We start from the raw sequence: 23,241 nt of genomic DNA, 5'->3' as shown, positions 1-23,241 counted from the left end.
ATCATTCCCAGAGCCAATAGGCATGGGGAGGTCCGACATGGAAACAGCACTGACGGAAACGACGGATGTAATCCGACGGAGGAACGTTGCTCACGCGTCGAAGGACGAGGCGCACCTGATCGCGCTGGACATCGATGGGACATTGACGACCAGCGGCAGCCTGGAGGTGTCTGCCGAGACGGCTGCGGCCGTCCGGGCATCCCGAATGGCTGGCCATCACGTGGTTCTTGCTTCGGGCCGGTCCCTGGCCGGGGTGATGCCGATCGTCCGGGCGCTGGGCATCACCAATGGCTGGGCAGTCGCCTCGAACGGCGCCGTGATCGCGTTCCTGAACCCGGGCTCGGACGGGTACGAGCTCGACGTCAGCACCGACGTCCAGATCCTCGATGCGCGCCTGGTGATCACCACAGCCCTGAACGCGCGCCTGTCCGGCCTACAGATCGCCGTCGAGGAGATCGGCGTCGGCTACTACGTCGACACCGTCTTTCCCACCGGCCTGCTCCGAGGCCAGCAGATGCTGCTACCAGTCCACGAGCTGCAGGCCCTGGCCTCACCGCGGATCGTGCTGCGCGCGCCCGGAGTGCACACCCTGATCGACCCGTTGCGAGCAGTCGGGCTCACCGCCACACCAGCCGACGTCGACTGGATCGACGTCACCGGACCCAACCTGTCCAAGGCGGTGGCGCTGGAGACCGTCCGGCGCCGGCTCGGCGTCCCGGCGGAACGCACCGTGGCCGTGGGCGACTCCGTCAACGACATCGAGGCGTTGACCTGGGCCGCCCGCGGCGTCGCCATGGGCGGTGCGCCTGACCACGTCCGTGCCGTCGCCGACGAGATCACCGGAACGCTCCACGAGCACGGCGCCGCCGCGGTGCTGCGGTCGATAGCGGTCGCCAGGTGAGCCCCGCCGTCGTCGGACACCAGGTGGAGCACGAAGACTTTGCCGCCGAAGCCATCACCACCGTCACCCCACCAGCGCCGACCTCCCCGGCTTCACCGTGGTCGACACCGCCGACGACGCTGCGCGGCACCTGCGCGAACTGCGGGCGCCCGGTGACGCTCCGGCGGGTCGCGACAGAGGCCACCCACCACACCTACCAATGGGTGCCGGACGACGAGCCCGCCCGACCAGGCAAACGATGCAGGGAGGCGGCAATGCCGGCCTACCACTGGGCCGACAGTGCCACCGCCGCCGTCTACCACCTCTCCACCTGACGAGAGCGGTGGTCGGTTGCATAGTGGCTCATGTGACTTCGGTCGGTTGCTCTGAGATCGGTCAATCAAACGACCGATCTCAGAGCAACCGACCGAAGTCAGCCGCCCGCGCAGAGCAACCGACCGAAGTCAGCCGCCCGTCTTGGCGGAAGCAAGCGAGAAACTCAGAAAGCCCGGGTAATCATCGCCCGCTTAACTTCCTGAATAGCCTTCGTGACCTCAATCCCACGAGGGCAGGCCTCAGTGCAGTTGAAGGTGGTGCGGCAGCGCCACACCCCCTCCTTGTCGTTCAGGATCTCCAGTCGCTGCGACCCACCCTCGTCACGGCTGTCGAAGATGAACCGGTGCGCGTTCACGATCGCGGCCGGCCCGAAGTACTGCCCGTCCGTCCAGAACACCGGGCAGGACGACGTGCACGCGGCGCACAGGATGCACTTGGTGGTGTCGTCGAACCGCGCGCGGTCCTCGGGGGACTGGTAGCGCTCCTTGGACGGCTCGTTCCCCTTGGTGATGAGGAACGGCATGATCTCGCGGTAGGAGGCGAAGAACGGCTCCATGTCGACGACGAGGTCCTTCACGACCGGCAGGCCCTTGATGGGCTCGACCAGGATCGGCTTGTCCGGGTTGACGTCCTTGAGGAGCGTCTTGCAGGCCAGCCGGTTGCGGCCGTTGATCCGCATCGCGTCGGACCCGCAGACCCCGTGCGCACAGGACCGGCGGAACGTGAGCGAGCCGTCCATGTCCCACTTGATCTTGTGGAGGGCGTCGAGCACGCGGTCGGTGCCGTGGGCCTCGACCGTGAAGTCCTCCCACGTCGGCTCGTCGGACACCTCGGGGTTGAACCGCCGGATCCGCATCGTGACCGTGAACGAGGGGATCTCGCCAGCGGGTGACGGTGCGGCGGCTTCGAGAGTGGCAGTCATCAGTACTTTCGCTCCATCGGCTCGTACCGGGTCTGGATGACGGGCTTCGAGCCCAGGACGACCTTGTAGCCGTCGAATTCCTCGACGTGGTCGAAGTAGCCCTCGACGTGGCCCTCGGCCTGGTTCGAGGCCTCGGGCGGACGACGGTAAGCCATCGTGTGCAGCATGTAGTGCGCGTCGTCGCGGTTCGGGTAGTCCTCGCGGTAGTGACCGCCGCGCGACTCCTTGCGGTTGATGGCCGCGACGACGGTGACCTCGGCGATGTCGAGCAGGAAGCCCAGCTCGATGGCCTCGAGGAGGTCCGTGTTGAAGAGCTTGCCCTTGTCCTGCACCGAGGCGTTGCGGTACCGCTTCTGCAGCTCGCGGATGTCGGCGAGGGCGTCGTTCAGCGACTCGCCGGTGCGGAACACCTGGGCGTTGAGGTCCATGCTCTCCTGCAGCGCCTTGCGGATGTCCGCCACGCGCTCGCCGTCGGGCCGGTTGCGCATCTCGTCGAGCTGCGCCACCACGCGGACCGTCGGGTCCTCGGGAAGCTCGTGGAACGACGCCGTCTTGGCGTACTCGGCGGCCGCCCGTCCGGAACGCTTGCCGAACACGTTGATGTCGAGCAGCGAGTTGGTGCCCAGCCGGTTCGAGCCGTGCACGGACACGCAGGCGACCTCACCGGCGGCGTAGAGGCCCTTGACGACGTTGACGCCGTCGCGGAGCACCTCGCCCTTGATGTTGGTCGGCACGCCGCCCATGGCGTAGTGCGCCGTGGGGTAGACGGGTACGGGCTCGGTGTAGGGCTCGATGCCGAGGTAGGTGCGCGCGAACTCGGTGATGTCCGGGAGCTTGGCGTCGATGTGCGCCGGCTCCAGGTGCGTCAGGTCGAGCAGCACGTAGTCCTTGTTCGGCCCTGCGCCGCGCCCCTCACGCACCTCGTTCGCCATCGACCGGGCGACGATGTCGCGCGGCGCGAGGTCCTTGATGGTGGGGGCATAGCGCTCCATGAAGCGCTCACCCTCGGAGTTGCGCAGGATGCCGCCCTCGCCGCGGGCGGCCTCCGACAGGAGGATGCCCAGGCCCGCGAGGCCTGTCGGGTGGAACTGGAAGAACTCCATGTCCTCCAGCGGCAGGCCGCGGCGGTACGCCAGCGCCATGCCGTCACCGGTCAGGGTGTGCGCGTTCGAGGTCGTCTTGAAGATCTTCCCGGCACCGCCGGTGGCGAAGATGATCGCCTTGGCCTGGAACACGTGGATCTCGCCGGTGGCGAGGTCGTAGGCGACGACGCCGGTCGCGTTGACCTCCTCGCCGTCCGCGATCTCCTCGGTGGTGAGGTCGTGGTCGGTGATGAGGTCCAGCACGTAGAACTCGTTGAAGAACTCCACCTCCTGCTTGACGCAGTTCTGGTAGAGCGTCTGGAGGATCATGTGGCCGGTGCGGTCGGCCGCGTAGCACGCGCGGCGCACGGCGGACTGGCCGTGGTCGCGGGTGTGCCCGCCGAAGCGGCGCTGGTCGATCTTGCCCTCGGGGGTGCGGTTGAACGGGAGGCCCATCCGCTCCAGGTCGAGGACCGACTCGATCGCCTCCTTGGCGAGGATCTCGGCCGCGTCCTGGTCGACGAGGTAGTCACCGCCCTTGACGGTGTCGAACGTGTGCCACTCCCAGTTGTCGTCCTCGACGTTCGCGAGGGCTGCCGCCATACCGCCCTGGGCGGCACCGGTGTGGGAGCGAGTGGGGTACAGCTTGGAGATCACCGCGGTGCGGGCCTCCTTCGACGACTCGAGGGCGGCGCGCATGCCTGCGCCGCCGGCGCCGACGATGACTACGTCGTACTGATGGGTCTGCATCGGGCTCGATGCCTCCTGCTGAAGAGTTTCGGAGGGTGGGGCTGGGGGGACTTGCCGGTGTTGCGCCGTGCTAGGCCGTGCTGGAGGTGCTAGGCCGTGCAGAAGGAGGCCAGCAGCTCCGCGGGAGCGTCGGCCGGGCACGCGTCGAACGTGAAGATCACCAGGGTGCCGAGCACGACCACGACGGTGAACGCCAGGAGGAGCAGGCCCTTGAGGATGCCGCGCGTCAGGTCCCGCGTGGCGTAGTCGTTGATGATCGTGCGCACGCCGTTGGTGCCGTGGATCATGGCGAGCCACAGCATGAGGAGGTCCCAGACCTGCCACATGGGGTTCGACCACTTGCCGCCCACGAAGGCGAAGTCGATGGCGTGCACGCCCTCGCCGATCATCAGGTTCACGAACAGGTGACCGAAGATCAGGACGAGCAGCACGACGCCGGACGCCCGCATGAAGACCCAGGAGTACAGCTCGTAGTTGCCGCGCGTCGTCTTGCGCCGCGCGTACGGGGAGCGCGGCGAGTCGAGCTTCGCCACCGCTGCGGTTCCGTGTGCCATCAGTGACCCCCGGTGAAGACGTTGATGAGGTGCCGCGGCAGGAAGCCCGCCATCGTTACGACGAAGAGACCGACGACCACCCAGAGCATGACCTTCTGGTACTTGGGGCCCTTGGCCCAGAAGTCCACCAGGAGGATGCGGATGCCGTTGAAGGCGTGGAAGACGATCGCGGCCACGAGCCCGGCCTCGCCGAGGCCCATGATCGGGGTCTGGTACGTGCTGATCGCGGCGTTGTACGCCTCGGGGGACACGCGCACCAGCGCTGTGTCGAGCACGTGCACGAGCAAGAAGAAGAAGATCAGCACGCCGGTCACGCGGTGCGCGACCCATGACCACATGCCTTCACGGCCGCGGTACAACGTGCCTGCTGGTGCGGTGGGCACTTCGGGAGCCTCCAATGGCTGTCCGGCTGGGGGTGGCTGGTCCCCACTGTAATGACAACTGGTCGCCTCGATCGCCGCCCGGCAGCCCTCACAGGCATCAAGACACGGCATTTGTGACTGATCCCACAGGGGAGATGTCGTCGCTTCGGGCACCCGTCAGGTAGCCCGTGCGTTGCTACCCGGACCCGACCCTGGGATCAGCCAGGGTTCGCCCGGAGATCGGCGAGTTTTGGCTGCGGGAACGCTGTCCGGCTGACATCCTGCGGGGCATGACTTCGGCCGCCGCCCTATCGTCCCCGATCGACGACTTCTTCGCAGTGGTACCAGCCGGTGGGTCGGGCACCCGGCTCTGGCCTCTCTCGCGTGGAGGGGAGCCCAAGTTCCTGCACGACCTGGTGGGCTCCGGCATGTCGCTGCTCCAGGCGACCGAGCACCGGCTCCGTCCGCTGGTCGGGCCGGACGGCTTGATCCTGGTCACCGGTGAGCAGCACGTCGCGGCCTGCCGCGCGCAGCTGCCCGGCCTGTCCGACGACGCGGTGCTCGCCGAGCCGTCCCCGCGCGAGTCGATGGCGGCGATCGGCCTGGCAGCGGCCGTGCTGGAGAAGCGGCACGGCGACGTGGTCATCGGCTCGTTCGCCGCGGACCACGTGATCCACGGCACGCGTGCGTTCCAGCTCGCGATCCGGGAGGCGGTGGCCGCGGCGCGCGCCGGCTACGTGACGACCGTCGGGATCGCCGCCTCCCGGCCGTCGACGGCCTTCGGATACGTGCGCTCGGGCGAACCGCTCGGGATCGAGGACGCCCCGCACACGCTCCACGTGCGCGGCTTCACGGAGAAGCCCGACGCGGCCACGGCGCGGCGGTACCTCGCCTCGGGCGAGTACCGGTGGAACGCGGGCATGTTCGTCTCGCGCACCTCGGTGCTCCTCGGGCACCTCGCCGAGCAGCGTCCGGAGCTGCACGACTCCCTGCGCCTCGTCGCCGACGCCTGGGACACCCCGCGCCGCGCCGCGGTGCTCGCGGACGTGTGGCCGGGCCTGGAGAAGATCGCGATCGACCACGCGGTGGCCGAGCCCGTCGCGGAGGCGGGCGGTGTCGCCGTCGTGCCGGGGACGTTCGGCTGGGACGACGTCGGCGACTACAACTCGCTCGCCGTCCTCCTCCCGTCGGACGACGACAGCGGCGCCAAGGTGCTCGGTGACCCGGCCGACGTGCTGCGGATCGACAGCGCCGGCTCCGTGGTGGTCCCGGCGTCGGGCCGCCTGGTGACGGTGCTGGGGCTGGACGACGTGGTCGTCGTCGACACGCCCGACGCGCTGCTCGTCACCACGCGGGCACGCGCCCAGCAGGTGAAAGAGGTGGTGGCGGCGGTGCGCGCCCGCGGTCGCGAGGACCTGCTCTGACCCGTCGTCGGTCGAGCTCGTCGAGACCCGGCAGGCCACCGATCTCAACAATGCCCGCATCGTGAGACGGATACGCCCCGGCCGTGTCTCGCGGGGCGGACAGCGCTACCGTGGGTCAGGTGAACCCCACCCAGCCCGTCAGTCTCGCCGACTTCGATCAGATCGTTTCGGGCGATCAGATGCCGGTGGGTGACGTGCCCGGAGGGAACGCGACGGACGTCGTCGCGGCGCTGGCCGCCCGTGTGGGCGAGCTCACCGATGCCTTTGACGCCGAGCTGATCGCGTTCCGCCGCGACGTGCACGCGCACCCGGAGCTGTCCCGCAAGGAGACCCGCACCACCCAGGTCGTCGCCGACCGCCTGCGCGCGGCGGGTCTGGAGCCGCGCCTGCTGCCGATCGGCTCAGGCCTGGTCTGCGACATCGGCCCTGACCGCGGGCCCAACGGCGAGGGCAGGGTCGGCCTGCGCGCCGACCTCGACGCCCTCCCGCTGCAGGAGACCAGCGGGGTGGAGTTCGCCTCGACCGAGCCGGGTGTCGCGCACGCCTGCGGGCACGACGTGCACACCACCGTCGTGCTCGGCGCGGGCCTCGTGCTCGCCCGCCTGGCGGAGGAGGGGCGGCTGCGACGCGGCGTCCGGCTGTTCTTCCAGCCCGCCGAGGAGGTCTTCCCCGGCGGTGCCGAGGACATCATCAACAAGACCTCCGAGCTCGACGGCGTCGACCGGATGGCGGCGCTGCACTGCGACCCCAAGTTCGACGTCGGGCACGTGGGCACCCGGATCGGCCCGATCACGTCGGCCAGCGACTCCGTGATGGTGACCATCTCGTCACCCGGCGGCCACACCTCGCGCCCGCACCTCACGGGCGACGTCGTGTTCGCGCTGGGCCAGGTCATCACCCAGACCCCGGGCGTGCTCGGCCGCCGGCTCGACCCGCGCTCCGGCGTCAACCTGACGTGGGGCGCCGTGCAGGCGGGCTCGACGCCCAACGCGATCCCGTCCACCGGCATCGTCAAGGGCACGCTGCGCTGCCTCGACGTGCGCGCCTGGGAGAAGGCGGGCGAGCTGGTACGCGAGGCGGTGGAGCAGATAGTGGCTCCGTACCAGGTCAGCGTCGCGGTGACCGTGACACACGGCGTGCCGCCGGTCGAGAACCAGACCGAGGCGACGGGCGACCTCGAGAACGCGGTCCGCGAGGCCGTCGGTCCGAACGCGGTGCAGCTGACCGAGCAGTCGATGGGTGGCGAGGACTTCGCCTGGTTCCTCCGCAAGGTGCCCGGCACCATGGCCCGGCTCGGCGTGCGGACCCCCGGCGGCCGCACCTACGACCTGCACCAGGGCGACCTCGTGGTCGACGAGCGCGCGATCGGCGTCGGCGTGCGGGCCCTTGCCCAGTTTGCGGCGAGCTGACCGCTGGATGTTCCTGTCGATGACGCTTCGGTAACGACTTCCTCCGGTTACCGTCTCGAAACGCGAAATGCGGGATGCGCTGGCTACCCTCGGTGCGGTATAGGGCCCCAGACTCGTTTGGATCAGGCCCGTCTGGACCATCGAAGGAGCACCAGTGAAGAAGGCTGTTCGGCTTACCGCCCTCGCGGGAGCAGCGGCGCTCGCGCTCTCGGCGTGCGGCGCCGCCCCTGAAGAGACCACCGGTGGCGAGGCCACCAGCGACTTCAAGCCCTGCATCGTGTCGGACGCCGGTGGCTTCGACGACAAGAGCTTCAACCAGCTCGGTTTCGAGGGCGCCACGGCCGCTGCCGACGAGCTCGGCACCGAGCTGACCGACGTCCAGTCGGCGTCTGCGAGCGACTACAAGGGCAACATCGAGTCGCTCGTGGCCGAGGACTGCAACGCCATCGTCACCGTCGGCTTCGCGCTGTCGGCCGCGACCATCGAGTCGGCGACGGCCAACCCGGACATCGACTACATCATCATCGACGACGCCGCGGACGCCGACTTCGACGGCAAGGCCGACGCCGAGAACATCAAGCCCCTGCTGTACGACACAGCGCAGGGCGCGTTCCTCGCGGGCTACCTCGCCGCGGGCTATTCGGAGGCCGGCAAGGTCGGCACGTTCGGTGGCATGGACTTCCCGACCGTGACGATCTTCATGGACGGCTTCCGCCAGGGCATCGAGTACTACAACGAGACCAACGGCACCGAGGTCGAGCTGGTCGGCTGGGACGGCAAGAAGGGCTCGTTCACCGGCGGCTTCGAGGCCAACCCGGAGGCGAAGCAGACCGCGCAGAACGTTCTCGACCAGGGCGTCGACGTGATCCTGCCGGTGGGCGGCCCGATCTACCAGTCGGCGATCGACGCCATCGCGGACTCGGGCGAGGACGTCGCCCTGATCGGTGTGGACGCCGACTTCTACGAGTCGGACGAGACCACGCAGGACATCGTGCTCACCTCCATCCTGAAGGGGATGGACGTCTCGACGAAGGAGGCGGTCATCGCCTCGGGCAACGACGAGTTCGACCCGACGCCGTACGTGGGCACCCTTGAGAACGGCGGCGTGGACCTCGCGCCCCTGCACAACTTCGAGGACAAGGTGGACCCGGCCCTCTGGGAAGAGGTGCAGACTCTCAAGGAGTCCATCATCTCGGGCGACGTCGAGGTGAAGTCCTACCTCGCCGAGTGACGGCCTGTGACGGCTGATCGGTAGCTGTCGACAAGTTGACGCAAGATGGTCCCGGGGGGCACGGTTCACGCCGTGTACCCCGGGACCTGTCATGAGCAGGACCCCTTTCGGGAAGGATTCCTATGCGGCTCGAGCTGCGCGGTATCACCAAGCGCTTCGGCGCGCTCGTCGCGAACGATCACATCGACCTGGTCGTTCAGCCAGGCGAGATCCACTCGCTCCTGGGCGAGAACGGGGCGGGTAAGTCCACCCTGATGAACGTGCTCTACGGCCTGTACCAGGCGGACGAGGGCGAGATCCTGCTGGACGACGTCGTCCAGAACTTCTCCGGTCCCGGCGACGCGATGGGCGCGGGCATCGGCATGGTGCACCAGCACTTCATGCTTGTGCCCGTCTTCACCGTGGCCGAGAACGTCATGCTGGGCCACGAGCAGACGAGGGGCGGCGGACGCCTGGACCTGGAGGCGGCCCGCGCACAGGTGCGCGAGATCTCCGCGCGGTTCGGGTTTCACGTGGACCCGGACGCCCTTGTGGAGGACCTGCCGGTGGGCGTGCAGCAGCGCGTCGAGATCATCAAGGCCCTCTCCCGGAACGCCGACGTGCTGATCTTCGACGAGCCGACGGCGGTACTCACCCCGCAGGAGACCGACGAGCTGATGGTGATCATGCGCCAACTCCGCGACGAGGGCTCCGCGATCGTGTTCATCACCCACAAGCTGCGTGAGGTGCGTGAGGTGGCGGACCGCATCACGGTGATCCGGCACGGCAAGGTGGTGGGCGAGGCCAGGCCGACGGCGTCGGACGGCGAGCTCGCCTCGCTGATGGTGGGCCGCTCCGTCGAGCTGACAGTGCACAAGGAAGCGCCCACCCTGCACGACAACAGCCTGAAGGTGGCCGACCTGGTCGTCACCAGCGAGTCCGGCACGGTAGTGGTGGACGACGTCAGCTTCGAGGTGCGCGGCGGCGAGGTGCTCGTCATCGCGGGGGTGCAGGGCAACGGGCAGACCGAGCTCACCGAGGCCCTCATCGGGCTGCAGGGTGACGTGTCGGGCAGCATCACGCTCGACGGCCAGGAGCTGGTGGGCCGATCCGTGCGGCAGATCCTCGACGCGGGGGTGGGCTTCGTGCCCGAGGACCGCAACCTGGACGGCCTGATCGGGGAGTTCACCGTCGCCGAGAACCTCATGCTCGACCGCTCCGACGGGCCGCCGTTCGTGAAGCGGGGCGCCCTGCAGCTCGCCTACCGCGACCAGTTCGCGGGCGAGAAGGTCGCCGAGTTCGACGTCCGCACGCAGGGCATCACCACCCCGGTGGGGCGCCTGTCGGGTGGCAACCAGCAGAAGGTGGTGCTCGCGCGCGAGCTGTCACGCGAGCTGCGCCTGTTCGTCGCGGCACAGCCGACGCGTGGCGTGGACGTGGGCTCCATCGAGTTCATCCACAAGCGGATCGTCGCCACGCGTGACGCCGGCGTGCCGGTCGTCGTGGTCTCCACCGAGCTGGACGAGGCCGTGGCGCTGGCCGACCGGATCATGGTGATGTACCGCGGCACCGTGGTGGGCATCGTGCCCGCCGACACCCCGCGCGACGTGCTGGGTCTGATGATGGCGGGCATCTCCGCCGAGAACGCGAAGGGGGACGCAGCGTGAGCGCGCCCGGATCGAGCTCGGGGTCGAACCCCGAGCCGGAGCTTGACCCCGGCACCGCCGAGGAGTTGGAGCAGGAGCGGGCCCGTACGGCCGGCGAAACGGTCGGCGACGACACGGAGAGCCGCCTGGCGAAGGCGCTGCAGCAGACGATGAGCAGCTCCTGGACGGTGTCCGTCGGCGCCGTGCTGCTGGCCGTGGTGGCGGGCTCGATCATGATCGCCTTCACGAACGAGGAGGTGCAGGCCGCCTCGGCGTACTTCTTCTCTCGGCCTGCCGACACCTTCGTCGCGCTGGGCCAGGCGATCGGCGGCGCGTACGCGGCGCTGTTCCGCGGCTCGGTGGTGAACCTGCAGGCGCCGGACTTCGTCACCGCGATCCGGCCGCTCACCGAGACGCTCAGCTACGCGACTCCGCTCATCGCAGCGGGCCTCGGCGTGGCGCTCGCGTTCCGGGCCGGGCTGTTCAACATCGGTGGCCAGGGGCAGATGCTCGTGGCGGCCGCCGCGGCAGGCTGGGTGGGCTTCGGCGTCAGCGGCGTGCCGTTCCCGCTGCACCTGCTGATGGCGCTGATGGCGGGCATCGCGGCGGGCGCGCTCTGGGCCGGGATCGCCGGGCTCCTCAAGGCCCGCACCGGGGCGCACGAGGTGATCGTCACGATCATGCTCAACTACGTGGCGTTCTACCTGATCGCCTATCTCCTGGCGACGCCCGGGCTGCTGCAGGCGCCCGGTTCGTCCAACCCGACGACGCCGCCGACGCCGCCGTCGGCGCAGCTGCCCGGCCTGCTGGGTGACCGGTTCAACCTGACCTGGGGCTTCGTCCTGTCGCTGCTCGCCGTCGTCGGCGTGTGGTGGCTGCTCAACCGGTCGTCGGCGGGCTTCGCGTTCCGCGCCGTCGGGGAGAACCCGAGCGCCGCGCGCGTGGCCGGCATCGACACCGGCCGCGCAACGGTGAGCTCGATGCTCGTGGCCGGCGGGCTCGTCGGCCTGGCCGGCGCGTCACAGGTGCTGGGCGGGGTCACTACCGGGTTCGGCTCCGACATCGACGCGGGCATCGGGTTCGATGCCATCACCGTCGCTCTGCTCGGCGGGTCCAACCCGTGGGGTGTGCTCGCGGCGGGCATCCTGTTCGGCGCGTTCAAGGCCGGCGGGTCCACCATGCAGGCCGCCGAAGGCGTCCCCAGCGACATCGTGCTCGTGGTCCAGTCCCTGATCGTGCTGTTCATCGCGGCACCGCCGCTGGTGCGGGCGATCTTCCGGCTGCCGGACCCGAGTCGGCGTCGGGCCTCGAAGAACACCAAGGCGACCCGAAAGGAGGCGGCCGCGTGAGCGCCGACCACAAGACCACCCAGCTGGACGTTCCGCTGTCGGAGACGGCGCGCACGGTGACGGTCGTGACGTGGAAGACGGCGGGTGTGCTGCTCGCCGTGACCGCGCTGTACGCGCTGCTGCTGGTAGCGGTCCCGCGCTCGGGCGACACGCGGTTCTTGCTGTCGCAGCGCAGCGACGCCTTCCAGATCCCGGTGATCGTGCTGCCCTCGGCGACGCTGGCCTGGGTGTGCGGAGCCGTCATGCTCGCGGTGACCGCGTTCGCGACAGTGCGGACGGCCCGGGGGAGCAGGACGCCGCTGTGGCCGGTGGCGCTGTTCGCCCTCGCCGGCCTGATCGGCTTCCTGGCCTGGGCCGGCGCCGGCAGCCCCCGCGACCTGTCGATCGTCGGCCTGATCGGCGGCGCCGTGCTGTGGTCCGTGCCGTTCGTCTACGGCGCGCTCGGCGGCGTGATCGGTGAGCGCGCGGGCGTCGTCAACATCGCGATCGAGGCGCAGCTGCTCGGCGCCGCGTTCACCGCGGCCGTCGTCTCGTCGATCACGAACAGCCCGCTCGCCGGGCTGGTCGCGGCGGTCCTCGCGGGCGCGCTCGTGGCGCTCGTGCTCGGCCTGTTCGCCATCACGTACCACGTGAACCAGGTGATCGTGGGTGTGGTGCTCAACGTGCTCGTCGTGGGGCTGACGAGCTTCCTGTACTCGCAGGTGCTCGTGCCCAATGCGGAGCAGCTGAACTCCACCACTCGGTTCTCGGCGATCCCGATCCCGCTGCTGTCGGACATCCCGGTGCTCGGCCCGGTCCTGTTCCGCCAGCCGCTCCTCATCTACCTGATGTTCCTCGCGGTCCCCGCCGTCTGGTACGCGCTGAACCGGACCCGCTGGGGCCTGCGGCTGCGGGCCGTGGGCGAGCACCCGAAGGCCGCGGACACGGTCGGCATCAATGTGGTGCGCACGCGGTACAACGCGGTGCTCGTGGCGGGCGCCGTGGCCGGGCTCGGCGGCGCTTTCTACACCACCGTGAACCTGAGCCAGTTCGGAGAGAACATGACGAGCGGCGCGGGCTACATCGCGCTGGCCGCCGTCATCTTCGGCAAGTGGGACCCGGTGCGCGCCGCGTTCGCGGGCCTGCTGTTCGGCTTCGCGTCGAACCTGCAGAACGTGCTGTCCGTGGTGGGCTCGCCGGTGCCCAGCCAGTTCATGCTCATGATTCCGTACGTGGTCACGCTGCTCGCCGTCGCGGGCCTGGTGGGACGGTCCCGTCCCCCGGCCGCGTCGGGCGAGCCGTACGTCAAGGGATGAGAGTGGTGGACGTGAGCTCTGTGGATGCGGCAGGCGCGGTGGACTGGGACGGCCTGCGGGCCGCCGCCCGGGAAGCGGTGGACAAGGCGTACGCGCCGTACTCGGGCTTCCCGGTCGGCGCGGCGGCCTTCGCCGACGACGGCCGCCTGCTCGTCGGCGCCAACGTCGAGAACGCCGCGTACGGTGTGACGCTCTGCGCCGAGTGCTCGCTGGTCAGCGCCCTGGTGATGTCGGGCGGCGGCCGGTTCACCGCGTTCACGTGCGTGAACGCGCTCGGCGAGACGATCATGCCGTGCGGCCGGTGCCGGCAGATCCTGTGGGAGCACGGCGGGCCGGAGCTGCTCGTCGACACCCCGCAGGGCGTGGTGCCGATGACCGAAGTACTGCCCCAGGCCTTCGGGCCGGGCGACCTGGACCATGTGCGAGAGGCAAGCCGATGACCGAGCAGTTCGACGCAGTCGACATCATCCGGACGAAGCGCGACAACGCCGAGCCCCTCACCGACGAGCAGATCGACTGGCTCGTCGACGCCTACACCCGTGGTGTGGTGGCCGACGAGCAGATGTCCGCGATGACCATGGCGATCCTGCTGAACGGCATGTCCCGCGCGGAGATCTCCCGGTGGACCCACGCGATGATCGCGTCCGGCGAGCGCATGTCGTTCGCCGACCTCTCCCGGCCGACGGCGGACAAGCACTCCACCGGCGGCGTGGGCGACAAGATCACGCTGCCCCTGGCGCCGCTCGTCGCGGCGTTCGACGTGGCGGTACCGCAGCTCTCGGGCCGCGGGCTGGGCCACACGGGCGGCACCCTCGACAAGCTGGAGTCCATCCCCGGCTGGCGCGCGTCCCTGTCGAACGACGAGATGATGGCGCAGCTCGAGTCCGTGGGCGCCGTCATCTGTGCCGCAGGGGCGGGCCTCGCTCCTGCCGACCGCAAGCTGTACGCGCTGCGCGACGTCACCGGCACCGTCGAGGCGATCCCGCTCATCGCGAGCTCGATCATGTCGAAGAAGATCGCCGAGGGCACCGGGGCCCTGGTCCTCGACGTGAAGGTCGGCTCTGGCGCGTTCATGAAGACCCTGGAGAGCGCGCGCGAGCTCGCCCGCACCATGGTGGACCTCGGGACCGACGCCGGCGTGCGCACCGTGGCCCTGGTCACCGACATGTCGGTGCCGCTGGGGCGGACGGCGGGCAACGCCCTGGAGGTGCGCGAGTCCCTGGAGGTCCTCGCGGGCGGGGGGCCGTCCGACGTCGTCGACCTGACCGTCGCGCTCGCCGTCGAGATGCTCGCAGCGGCCGACCGCCCCGCCTCTGAGGCGGACGTGCGCGAGGCCCTGGCCGACGGCCGGGCCATGGACAAGTGGCGGGCCATGATCGCGGCGCAGGGCGGCGACGTCTCCGCTCCACTACCGGTCGCGAAGGAGTCCGAGACGGTGGTGGCCCCCGAGTCGGGCGTGCTGACCTCGCTCGACGCGTACGCCGTCGGGGTGGCCGTGCACCGGCTGGGTGCGGGCCGGGTGCGCAAGGAAGACGCCGTCCAGGCCGCCGCGGGCATCGAGATCCACGTGAAGCCGGGGGAGACCGTGGCCGCAGGCCAGCCGCTGTTCACCCTGCACACCGACACCCCCGAGCGGTTCGCCCGGGCGCGCGAGGCGCTCCAGGGCGGCTGGACGGTGGAGCCGGAGAGCGCGGGCGTCGGCGGGCTCGGTGGCGCCCTGGCCGGCGCGGCGAACGCGTTGTCGATGGTAGACGTGGGCGCCGGAGCACTGGTCGGAGCCACGCTGGCGTCCGACGAGTCGGTGGTCCTGGACCGGATCGTCTGACCTTGCGGGCCCGTTTCGCGGGCTGACCTGCACCTTCTGGGGTGCGCGGGATCGCCCGCGCACCCCAGCGTGGCGAACCGGCGAGTCGCTCCGGCCCGGCTTAGCCTGTGGACGTGCCGTCGACATTGCACCTTTCGTCCATGCTCGGCGCCGTGCGTGCATTCGGCGGGCCGGTACCGGCCCCGCCGCCGCCGGGCCGCTTCGCCCGGCCTGCCGTGCCCGAGGACGTCGAGCAGCGCCTCGAGTCGGTGACGTCCCGCGCGCGGCGTTCCGTCCTGGACCCGCTGGCGCGGGAGCGTGGCACCGGGACGGTCGGCTTTCCACGGCGGCTGAACCTGCCGTCGCTCGACGGGACCACCGCTGCGGCCGTGCAGGTCGACGAGCGGACGTGCGGGTCGGCGGTGCTTGCGATGCTCGGGCTGGCAGGCGACCCGCGGGCGGCCCTGCGGCTCGCGAGCGGCGACCCGGCCGAGCAGTTCGTGCGGCTGCAGCATGCCGTCCAGGCCGCGACCAACCGGCGCGGACTCGTCGTCGCGGGCTGGCCACGCACCTACGGCACGCCGCCGTGGGGCGCCGCGCGGTTCGCTACCTACGGCGGCGTGCGCTACACCCACCGGGTGGCCGGGTCTCGGGCCCTGCTGGAGGCGGCGGTGGCGAGCGCGCGTGCGGGTGTCCCGGTGCCGCTGTACACGGGTGGCGACGTCACGGGTGGCTGGGACTCCGCGGTCCCGCGCCACGTGGTGCTGCTCACGCTCGCCGACGGCGAGGGCGCGGACGGTAGCGCGGTCCTGTACGAGCCGTCAGGCGCCGGGCTGCACACGGTTCCCGTCGCCGCCCTGCTCGACCCGCCCCCGGCGCCGTCGGGCAGGGCGGACATCTCGCAGTCGACCGGCGACCGGACGGCCGCACGCGTGCGCAAGGCGCTGACCGCGGCGCTCGGCGGCTGGCCGCACGTCGCCTGGGTGCTGCTGCCCGAGCGCGCCGGGCGGTGGCACGGTGACGAGTCCCGGGTGACGATGGAAGCACCCGACGAGGAGGCCCGATGAGCACACTCCCTGGTCCCGACTCCTGGCGCGACGCCGGCCTGGATCCGCTCGAGGACACCGAGGTGGACGCCACGCACGACCCGGACGAGTACGTCCCCGATGCGCCGCGTCCCGACAGCGACGGCGCCGCCGCCGAGGCGGACGTCGTCGAGCAGGCGCTGGACGTGCCCGCCGACCCCTCCGACGAAGAGAGCCCCGAGGTCGGCTGACGGCCGGCTGTCGGTGCCGGACGGTAGGTTGTCAGCATGACCACGCAAGACCCCGGGGCGCGCCCCGGTGAGGCGCTGCTACGCGCCCTGCCCAAGGTTGTCCTGCACGACCACCTCGACGGAGGGCTGCGACCGCAGACCGTCCTCGAGCTCGCGGACGCCGCAGGGCACACCCTGCCCGCGGCCGACGCCGAGTCCCTCGCCGAATGGTTCCGCGAATCCGCCGACTCCGGTTCGCTCGTCCGGTACCTGGAGACTTTCGAGCACACCATCGCCGTCATGCAGACGGCGGACAACCTGGCGCGCGTCGCCCGCGAGGCGGTGCTCGACCTCGCCGCGGACGGCGTGGTCTACGCAGAGCAGCGCTGGGCGCCGGAGCAGCACCTGGCCGGCGGGCTGTCGCTCGAGGAGACTGTCGAGGCCGTCCAGTCCGGGATCGACGACGGCATCGCCCTGGCGGCCGCGGACGGGCACATCATCCGGGTGGGGCAGCTGGTCACGGCCATGCGCCACCTGGACCGCTGGCAGGAGATCGCGGAGCTCGCCGTCGCGTACCGGGACCACGGCGTGGCCGGGTTCGACATCGCGGGGCCCGAGTCGGGGTTCCCGCCGTCGCGCCACCTCGGGATCTGGCGCTACCTCGCGGAGCATGACGTGCCCGTGACCATCCACGCGGGCGAGGCCGAGGGCCTCGACTCCATCGGGCAGGCGGTGCACCTCGGGCACGCCGACCGGCTGGGCCATGGCGCCCGGATCATCGAGGACATCGCCTTCGTACCCGGCGATCCCGCTGAGAGCGGCCTCACGGGCGACGGGCGCGGGGGAGCCGCCGACCTCGGCCGCCTCGCGCACTGGGTGCGCGACCACCAGATCCCGCTCGAGCTGTGCCCGGTCTCGAACCTGCAGACCGGAGCCGCCGAGTCCATCGCGAAGCATCCGATCACCCGGCTCAAGGAGCTGGACTTCGCCGTGACGCTCAACACGGACAATCGCCTGATGTCTCGCACGTCGATGACGCACGAGATGAAGCTGCTCGTCGACGAGGCGGGCTGGACGCTCGACGACCTCGTCGACGTGACGGTCACCGCCGCCTGGGGTGCTTTCATGCACCACGACGAGCGGCGTGACCTCGTGGAGCAGGTAATCCTGCCCGGAATCCAGAAAGTTGAAGGTGCACTCGTATGACCGCTCAGCCCGAAGCGCCCCGGACCCCCGCCGTGCCGCACGACAGGGCGGCGCTCGCCGCGTACGTCGACCACACGCTGCTCAAGCCGGAGGCCACCGCGGGTGACATCACCACGCTCGTCGAGGAGGGCGCCGCGCTCGGCGTGTTCTCGGTGTGCGTGTCCCCGTCGTTCGTGTCCCTCGCGGTAGAGGTGGCCGCTGGACGGCTCGCCGTCGCGACGGTCTGCGGGTTCCCGTCGGGCAAGCACATGAGCGACGTGAAGGCCTTCGAGGCTGCCCGTGCCGTGTCGGACGACGCGGACGAGATCGACATGGTGATCGACGTCGGCATCGCGCGGACCGGCCGGTTCGACGCCGTGCAGGCCGACATCGCGGCCGTGCGCGCCGCGGTCCCGAACGACCGCATCCTCAAGGTGATCATCGAGTCGGCGGCACTCACCGACGAGCAGATCGTGGGCGCGTGCAAGGCGGCGCAGGCCGCCGGCGCGGACTTCGTGAAGACGTCGACGGGCTTCCACCCCGCCGGCGGCGCCTCGGTGCACGCGGTGTCGCTCATGGCCCGCACCGTCGGTGCGGCGGGTGGCGGCCGGCTCGGGGTCAAGGCCTCGGGCGGGATCCGGGACCTCTCCGCTGCACTCTCGATGATCGAGGCGGGCGCGACCCGGCTCGGGCTGTCGGGCACGGCGTCGGTCCTGGACGGCTTCGACGCGAACGCTGCCACGCCGACCCCGTCGACCGACACCTACTGACCCCGACCGCTGGTCGAGCCATCGCTGGTCGAGCTTGTCGAGACCCAGGTCTCGACAAGCTCGACCAACGATGTGGGCCCGACCAGCGATCAAGTCAGGCCCGGCGGGGGGCCAGCCAGGCCTCCGTGGCCGTCCAGTGCTCCTTCAGGAGGATGTACCGGTCGTCGTGCCACGGCTTCACCGGTCCCGCCCAGTGGATCAGCGCGGGTTCGGTGACCACCTCCTGCGTGGGCCACGCGTTCCAGCGCGCGTCCAGCTGCCGGTAGCGCGAACCCGCGTAGGCGTTGAGCACGTCCTGGTCGTTCAGCCCGTACCGCTCGGCGTACGGCACGAACTCGTGAGTGAACCGGTCGGCGCGCATGACCGCCAGGTCGAGCAGCAGGATGCCCGCGTTGAACCCGCGGTACCCGTACCGGTGCCGCTGGGTCATGGTGCGCACCAGGTCACGTGCGGCGCCCGGGTCGTGCCCGAGCAGCCGGGTGGACCGGATGACGTTCCCGATGCCGTGCCGGTAGTTGTACGAGATCGACGGGCGGGCCGCCAGGGGTGCCCCGCCGAGGTCGGCGTCGTACAGCTCGGCCAGGTCCACCACGGACAGTGCGTCCAGGTCGTGGTAGATCACGCGGTCCAGGTGCGGCAGCAGCTCGGGCAGCAGCAGCCGGTCCATCGTGGCGACCGTGATGTGCTTGAGCATGCCGAGCACGGTCCCGTAGTCGATCCCGTCGCACGCGTACCACTCAAACGTGACCTCGGGGAAGATCCCCGCGAGCCGGTCGTGGTCCGCCGAGGTGTGGTCGCGTGTGAGCGCGACCACCCGCACCGGCCGGTCGGTGTGCCGCACCACTCCGGCGACCACCACCTCCATCTGCGAACGCAGGTTCCCGTCCAGGGCCACTGCAACGTTGAGGGTCCCGGCTTCGCCCGACGCCGGGAGCCTGCGCGGCCGTGCAGCCTCCACGACGACGCGCGTGGCCCGAACACCCGCGACCACGTCGTCCACCGAGCAGCTGCCGGACGGCGCGGGCACCGGCGCCTCGTGCACCGCCAGCGCGTGCTCGACCTCGTCCGCCACGGACGCGCGCCACGTGGCGTAGACCTCGTCGCGAGAGGCCCCGGCGAGGATCTTGGCCATCGCCGGTGCGACGACGGCCCGGATCCGTTCCTGCATGGCACGACGCCCGCCCTCGTCGGCGTCGAGCAGCCCGGCGAACCGGATGTCGGCGTCGTTCCGGGGCCGGAAGTCGACGTCGGCCCCGATGGCCCACGACGGCAGGAAGGCGTGCAGGCGCGAGGTGACGACCCGGGAGTACCGGCCGCGGTACGCATCGAGCAGGTCGACGGCGGTGTGCAGGTTGCTGCCGAAATCGTTGGAGCGCACCGAGGGATGCAGGTGGGTGACGAGCTCGCTCCCGGCGTCGTGCTCCGGGACGGGGGTGTCCACGTACACGGCAGGGGCGCTGGCGGGCGCGCGCGTGAAGTCCGCCGGGAAGACCGTGTCGATGGTCGTCGTGAGGCAGCCGCTGAAGAACGCCGGGACACCCGCGTTGAGCAGCAGGTGCACGGTGGTCCAGTCGCGGCAGCCGATGGGCCCGTGCGCCTTGAGGTAGTCGACGGCGGTGGGCGTGAGGATGGCGTGCTTGTTGACGTGGAACGAGACGAACAGCGGCTGCAGGTTCTCGTGGAACGGGAAGTCGAAGCGCAGGTCGAACTGGCTGTGCATGTACCAGCCGAACGCGAGCATCCACGTGTTCTCCGGGACGGCGTCCAGGCGGGACATGTCGCGCTGCACCAGCGTCAGCTGCACGTCGGCACCCGGTCCGGCCACCCTCTGATCGGGGCGCACGCGATCGGCGAGGAACCGTACGGGGTCCGCGACGGCGTCGTCGCCGTGCAGGCGCAGGCCCTCGTGCCGCAGCAGGTGACCAAGGCTCGCGATGGTCTGCACGGCGTCGCCGATGTTGCTGGACGAGACGTTCTCGTCGGGTGCCTTGTAGTCGATGACGGCGAACGAGACATGGCCGGTCGGTACTCGTGCGGGCTTGGCGGGCCTGAGTGCCTTCTCGACCCAGGGGGCCAGGTAGTCGATGGACGCGCCGACCTGCTCGGTGCGGCCCGTGCCGAGCCGGGCGGCCTCGAGCACCTCCGCCGACGCCTCGGGCTCGTCCCCGATGAACAGGAGCTTCGCGATCTCGAGCAGCACCGCCGCGTCGGTCACGAATCCGTGGCGCACCCAGGTGGCCGCCGTCCGGGCGACGTCGGGGTTGGCCATGGCGATGCCCGCCCGGAGGTACTCCGCGGGGGCGAGGCGCGCGGCGTCGTCGGGCCCGAGCTGGCGCAGCAGGTCCCAGGCGAGCTCACGCAGGCCGACGCGCTGCGCGATGAGCGCGGCGCCGGCGACACCGGCACGGCGCGTCTCCGGATGCGCCATCAGCGAGTGGCACAGCGACCGCCACTGAGCGGTGTCCAGGCTGCGGGTGCCACGGATGGAGGTGGTGACCGCCTCGTCGATGGGGAGGCCACGCCGGAGGGCAGCGGTGAGCACCGCGTCGCCGGAGAGCGGCTCCGGCCGTTCCTGGAAGGGGCGGTCCGCGGCACGGTCCGGGGCGGACCACACCTCTCGCGGCTGACGGTTCGCTTCCTTGGCGGACGCCCAGGTCTCCTGGTCGGGCAGCGGCAGGGGGCGGGCATCGGGTATCGGGTCGGGCCGATCGGGATGCGGGTTGTGGAGGGGAATCGCGGCGACGTCCAACAGCGCCTCGGCGATCATCTCGTCAGCGGACGGGACCTGGTGCGCAGTCTCACCGGACGCGGCGAGACGGCGGCTTGCAGGGGACATGAAGGCTCCTCGTGGGGCAGTGGGCAGTGGCGGGTACCGTCGCGGCGCGTGCGTCGTCGCGCGCCTCGCGACAGGGCATCGGGGCCCGCGCGAACAGCGACGGTGGCCAGAGCGTAGTGCCCCTGGGTTACGGCCCGACGACGTCTCGGTAGGCTCCTGGACATGTCTGCGCAACAACCTGCTGACCAGGGCTTTTCGGTATCGCTGCCGACCGTGCCGGGTACCCCTGTCCGGATGCGCTTCCGCAAGTGGGACGGTACCCCGCACTGGGTCCTGGACTGCGCCTATCTGGGCTCGGACGAGCACGGTGCGTGGCTGGGCTATCCGACCCGGACGCTCCATGCGCGGCCGGGTCTGCGGTACCGCTCGAAGTCGCCGGGAGTGGTGCTGGTCGGCGACTTCGGCTGGATCCCGTCGTTCAACGGGCACCCCCACGACACAGCCATCTACATCGACCTGGCCACCGTGCCGGAGTGGCGGTACGACGGCGGGCGCGCCGGTGGCGCTCCGGCCTGGGAGGTGACCAGCGTCGACATGGACCTCGACGTCGTCGCGATGAGGGACGGGCACGTGGACGGCAAGAGAGGCGAGCAGTACTCCATCGACGACGAGGACGAGTTCGCCGAGCACACCGTGAAGTACGGCTACCCGGCGGACGTCGTTGCCCGCGTCCGCGCGGACGCCGACGCCCTGCTCGCCGCCGTCCGAGCGGGGGAGCCGCCCTACGACGGCACGACAGCGAAGCGCTGGCTGGCGGTGCTCGACGCCCTGTGAGCGGACGCGGGAAGCCTCCGCGTCCGCGCACAGGTCCCGCGGCGCACCTCAGTGCGCGCTGAGCGCCAGATCGTCCTGCTCCACCGCTGCGCGCCACTCGGCCTTCTCGGCACGCCAGTGCTCGTCGTCACGGCCCCGGCGCCAGTAGCCCGACGCCGACAGCAGGTCGCGCGGCACGCCCAGCGTCGCGCGCGCCCACCGGCGCAGGTCGCGCACGCACCCTGCCTCGCCGTGCAGGAACGTGTGGGGCACACCCTCGGGGAGCTCGGCGGCCTGTACGACGTCGGCGACGCTCGCCCCCGTGGACCGGTGCACCCACGTGAGGTGCAGGTCCCCGGCGCTCGTGATCGTCTGCTCCTCGGACGCGTCGGAGACCTCGACGAAGACGTGGGCCACGGCGCCGTCGGGCAGGGCCTCGCACGCGGCCGCGATGGCGGGCAGGGCTGACTCGTCCCCGACCATCAGGTGCCACGGGGCGTCAGGAGACGGCGCGTAGTCGCCGCCCGGCCCCACGAACGAGACCTCTTCGCCGGGCTGCACGCGCTGCGCCCAGGGACCGCCGTAGCCGACGTCGCCGTGGGTCACGATGTCGATGTCCCAGCTCGACTCGGCGACGTTGCGGATCGTGTAGGTACGCAGCACCGGACGGCCCTCGGGTTCGGGGGACTCGGCCATGACGAGCTTGATGTAGCGGTCCGTCTGCGACGTCGGGTCGACGGCGGCCAGGGACTCTCCGCCGATCGTCACCCGGATCATGTGCGGTGTCAGGTGCCGGACCGCAGTCACGGTCGCCGTGGTGCGGGCTGCCTTGCGGGGCTTGCCTGTCGGTGCGTTCGTGGTCTGCGTAGTCATTGTGAGGTAAGCCTAACCTCCGCGCCGGACGAGCGCCGGTGTGGCGTGCGTCACGGATGAAAGGTCTGGGCCATCACCGGGCGGCTGGGACGGCCGGGGAGCGCGCCATAGCATGGGTGCGTCATCGACCTTTCCTGTCAGGAGCTCAGTCGTGAAGATCGCTGTTGTCGGCACCGGGTATGTCGGCCTGTCCAACTCGGTGCTGCTCGCCCAGAACCACGAGGTCTGGGCCCTGGACGTCGACCCGGTCAAGGTGGCACAGGTCAACGACCGGATCTCGCCGATCGCTGACGCAGAGCTCGAGGAATACCTCCGGGACAAGCCCCTGAACCTGACCGCGACCCTCGACAAGGACCTGGCGTACACCGGTGCGCAGGTGGTGGTCATCGCGACCCCGACGAACTACGACGAGGTCACCAACTTCTTCGACACGTCCTCGGTCGAGTCCGTGATCACCCAGGTACTACAGGTCGCGCCCGAGGCGACGATCGTGGTCAAGTCCACGATCCCCGTCGGGTTCACCGAACGCGTCCGCACCGAGCACCC

General features: G+C 70.5%; 21 protein-coding genes and 1 pseudogene. 16 read left to right on the top strand and 6 right to left on the bottom strand.

Features of this window, described 5'->3' with window-relative positions; genetic code table 11:
* Positions 1–22 precede the first annotated feature (22 nt).
* On the top strand, positions 23–901 hold the full coding sequence (locus tag ACFO6V_RS19670; protein WP_377138253.1) for an HAD family hydrolase: 879 nt from the start codon (positions 23–25) through the stop codon (positions 899–901).
* Positions 898–1,215 (top strand): hypothetical protein, encoded by a 318-nt coding sequence (locus ACFO6V_RS19665; protein WP_377138250.1) that lies wholly within the window; start codon positions 898–900, stop codon positions 1,213–1,215. Before ACFO6V_RS19670 ends, ACFO6V_RS19665 begins: the two co-directional genes overlap by 4 nt.
* Positions 1,216–1,379: 164 nt before the next feature.
* Here ACFO6V_RS19665 and ACFO6V_RS19660 read toward each other — a convergent pair whose 3' ends face one another.
* The 4 genes from ACFO6V_RS19660 to sdhC form a co-directional block, all read right to left on the bottom strand.
* Positions 1,380–2,138: a succinate dehydrogenase iron-sulfur subunit gene (locus ACFO6V_RS19660; protein ID WP_357445147.1), complete on the bottom strand. Its 759-nt coding sequence runs from the start codon at positions 2,136–2,138 to the stop codon at positions 1,380–1,382.
* A complete protein-coding gene (gene sdhA / locus ACFO6V_RS19655) occupies positions 2,138–3,970 on the bottom strand; it encodes a succinate dehydrogenase flavoprotein subunit (protein WP_377138247.1) in 1,833 nt (610 codons plus the stop codon). The genes ACFO6V_RS19660 and sdhA overlap by 1 nt, the downstream gene beginning before the upstream one ends.
* A gap of 89 nt (positions 3,971–4,059) precedes the next feature.
* Positions 4,060–4,524, bottom strand: coding sequence for a succinate dehydrogenase hydrophobic membrane anchor subunit (locus tag ACFO6V_RS19650; RefSeq protein WP_377138244.1), 465 nt, complete (start codon positions 4,522–4,524; stop codon positions 4,060–4,062).
* A complete protein-coding gene (gene sdhC, locus ACFO6V_RS19645; protein WP_377138241.1) occupies positions 4,524–4,907 on the bottom strand; it encodes a succinate dehydrogenase, cytochrome b556 subunit in 384 nt (127 codons plus the stop codon). Before sdhC ends, ACFO6V_RS19650 begins: the two co-directional genes overlap by 1 nt.
* Positions 4,908–5,176: 269 nt before the next feature.
* On the opposite strand from sdhC, the gene ACFO6V_RS19640 reads away from it, so the two are divergent.
* The 12 genes from ACFO6V_RS19640 to deoC all read left to right on the top strand — a co-directional run bounded on the left by ACFO6V_RS19640 (position 5,177) and on the right by deoC (position 18,233).
* Entirely contained in the window at positions 5,177–6,310 is a 1,134-nt protein-coding gene (locus ACFO6V_RS19640) for a mannose-1-phosphate guanylyltransferase (protein WP_377138238.1), read from the top strand.
* A 179-nt stretch (positions 6,311–6,489) separates the two neighbouring features.
* On the top strand, positions 6,490–7,719 hold the full coding sequence (locus ACFO6V_RS19635; RefSeq protein ID WP_377139154.1) for an amidohydrolase: 1,230 nt from the start codon (positions 6,490–6,492) through the stop codon (positions 7,717–7,719).
* A gap of 154 nt (positions 7,720–7,873) precedes the next feature.
* Positions 7,874–8,950, top strand: a complete 1,077-nt coding sequence (locus ACFO6V_RS19630; RefSeq protein WP_377138235.1) for a BMP family lipoprotein — start codon at positions 7,874–7,876, stop codon at positions 8,948–8,950.
* A 122-nt stretch (positions 8,951–9,072) separates the two neighbouring features.
* On the top strand, positions 9,073–10,596 hold the full coding sequence (locus ACFO6V_RS19625) for an ABC transporter ATP-binding protein (RefSeq protein ID WP_377138233.1): 1,524 nt from the start codon (positions 9,073–9,075) through the stop codon (positions 10,594–10,596).
* Positions 10,593–11,924, top strand: coding sequence for an ABC transporter permease (locus ACFO6V_RS19620; protein ID WP_377138230.1), 1,332 nt, complete (start codon positions 10,593–10,595; stop codon positions 11,922–11,924). Before ACFO6V_RS19625 ends, ACFO6V_RS19620 begins: the two co-directional genes overlap by 4 nt.
* Positions 11,921–13,219 carry an ABC transporter permease gene (locus ACFO6V_RS19615; RefSeq protein WP_377138228.1) on the top strand — a complete coding sequence of 433 codons (1,299 nt, stop codon included), beginning with the start codon at positions 11,921–11,923 and terminating at the stop codon, positions 13,217–13,219. Before ACFO6V_RS19620 ends, ACFO6V_RS19615 begins: the two co-directional genes overlap by 4 nt.
* Positions 13,216–13,659: a cytidine deaminase gene (locus ACFO6V_RS19610; RefSeq protein WP_377138225.1), complete on the top strand. Its 444-nt coding sequence runs from the start codon at positions 13,216–13,218 to the stop codon at positions 13,657–13,659. Before ACFO6V_RS19615 ends, ACFO6V_RS19610 begins: the two co-directional genes overlap by 4 nt.
* Positions 13,656–15,044 (top strand): thymidine phosphorylase, encoded by a 1,389-nt coding sequence (locus ACFO6V_RS19605; protein ID WP_377138222.1) that lies wholly within the window; start codon positions 13,656–13,658, stop codon positions 15,042–15,044. Before ACFO6V_RS19610 ends, ACFO6V_RS19605 begins: the two co-directional genes overlap by 4 nt.
* Before the next feature lie 113 nt (positions 15,045–15,157).
* Positions 15,158–16,090, top strand: a complete 933-nt coding sequence (locus ACFO6V_RS19600; protein WP_377138219.1) for a hypothetical protein — start codon at positions 15,158–15,160, stop codon at positions 16,088–16,090.
* Positions 16,087–16,299 carry a hypothetical protein gene (locus tag ACFO6V_RS19595; RefSeq protein WP_377138216.1) on the top strand — a complete coding sequence of 71 codons (213 nt, stop codon included), beginning with the start codon at positions 16,087–16,089 and terminating at the stop codon, positions 16,297–16,299. The genes ACFO6V_RS19600 and ACFO6V_RS19595 overlap by 4 nt, the downstream gene beginning before the upstream one ends.
* Before the next feature lie 36 nt (positions 16,300–16,335).
* Entirely contained in the window at positions 16,336–17,484 is a 1,149-nt protein-coding gene (locus ACFO6V_RS19590) for an adenosine deaminase (protein WP_377138214.1), read from the top strand.
* Positions 17,481–18,233, top strand: a complete 753-nt coding sequence (gene deoC / locus ACFO6V_RS19585) for a deoxyribose-phosphate aldolase (RefSeq protein WP_377138211.1) — start codon at positions 17,481–17,483, stop codon at positions 18,231–18,233. Before ACFO6V_RS19590 ends, deoC begins: the two co-directional genes overlap by 4 nt.
* 94 nt (positions 18,234–18,327) lie before the next feature.
* Here deoC and ACFO6V_RS19580 read toward each other — a convergent pair whose 3' ends face one another.
* On the bottom strand, positions 18,328–21,069 hold the full coding sequence (locus ACFO6V_RS19580; protein ID WP_377138209.1) for a glycosyltransferase: 2,742 nt from the start codon (positions 21,067–21,069) through the stop codon (positions 18,328–18,330).
* Positions 21,070–21,231: 162 nt separating this feature from the next.
* Between ACFO6V_RS19580 and ACFO6V_RS19575 the strand changes: the two genes are divergently transcribed.
* A complete protein-coding gene (locus tag ACFO6V_RS19575) occupies positions 21,232–21,843 on the top strand; it encodes a DUF402 domain-containing protein (RefSeq protein ID WP_377138207.1) in 612 nt (203 codons plus the stop codon).
* Positions 21,844–21,891: 48 nt separating this feature from the next.
* Here ACFO6V_RS19575 and ACFO6V_RS19570 read toward each other — a convergent pair whose 3' ends face one another.
* Complete coding sequence (locus ACFO6V_RS19570) at positions 21,892–22,695, bottom strand: siderophore-interacting protein (protein ID WP_377138204.1); 804 nt, start codon at positions 22,693–22,695, stop codon at positions 21,892–21,894.
* 151 nt (positions 22,696–22,846) lie between these two features.
* On the opposite strand from ACFO6V_RS19570, the pseudogene ACFO6V_RS19565 reads away from it, so the two are divergent.
* Positions 22,847–23,241: pseudogene (locus ACFO6V_RS19565) on the top strand (UDP-glucose 6-dehydrogenase); the annotation flags it as partial.

Origin of the sequence: Promicromonospora alba, from assembly GCF_042654905.1 — a bacterium.
In the GTDB taxonomy this organism is placed as follows: Bacteria; Actinomycetota; Actinomycetes; order Actinomycetales; family Cellulomonadaceae; genus Promicromonospora; species Promicromonospora alba.
The sequence above is the reverse complement of the archived record's forward strand: the minus strand, read 5'-3'. Positions and strand labels throughout refer to the sequence as shown.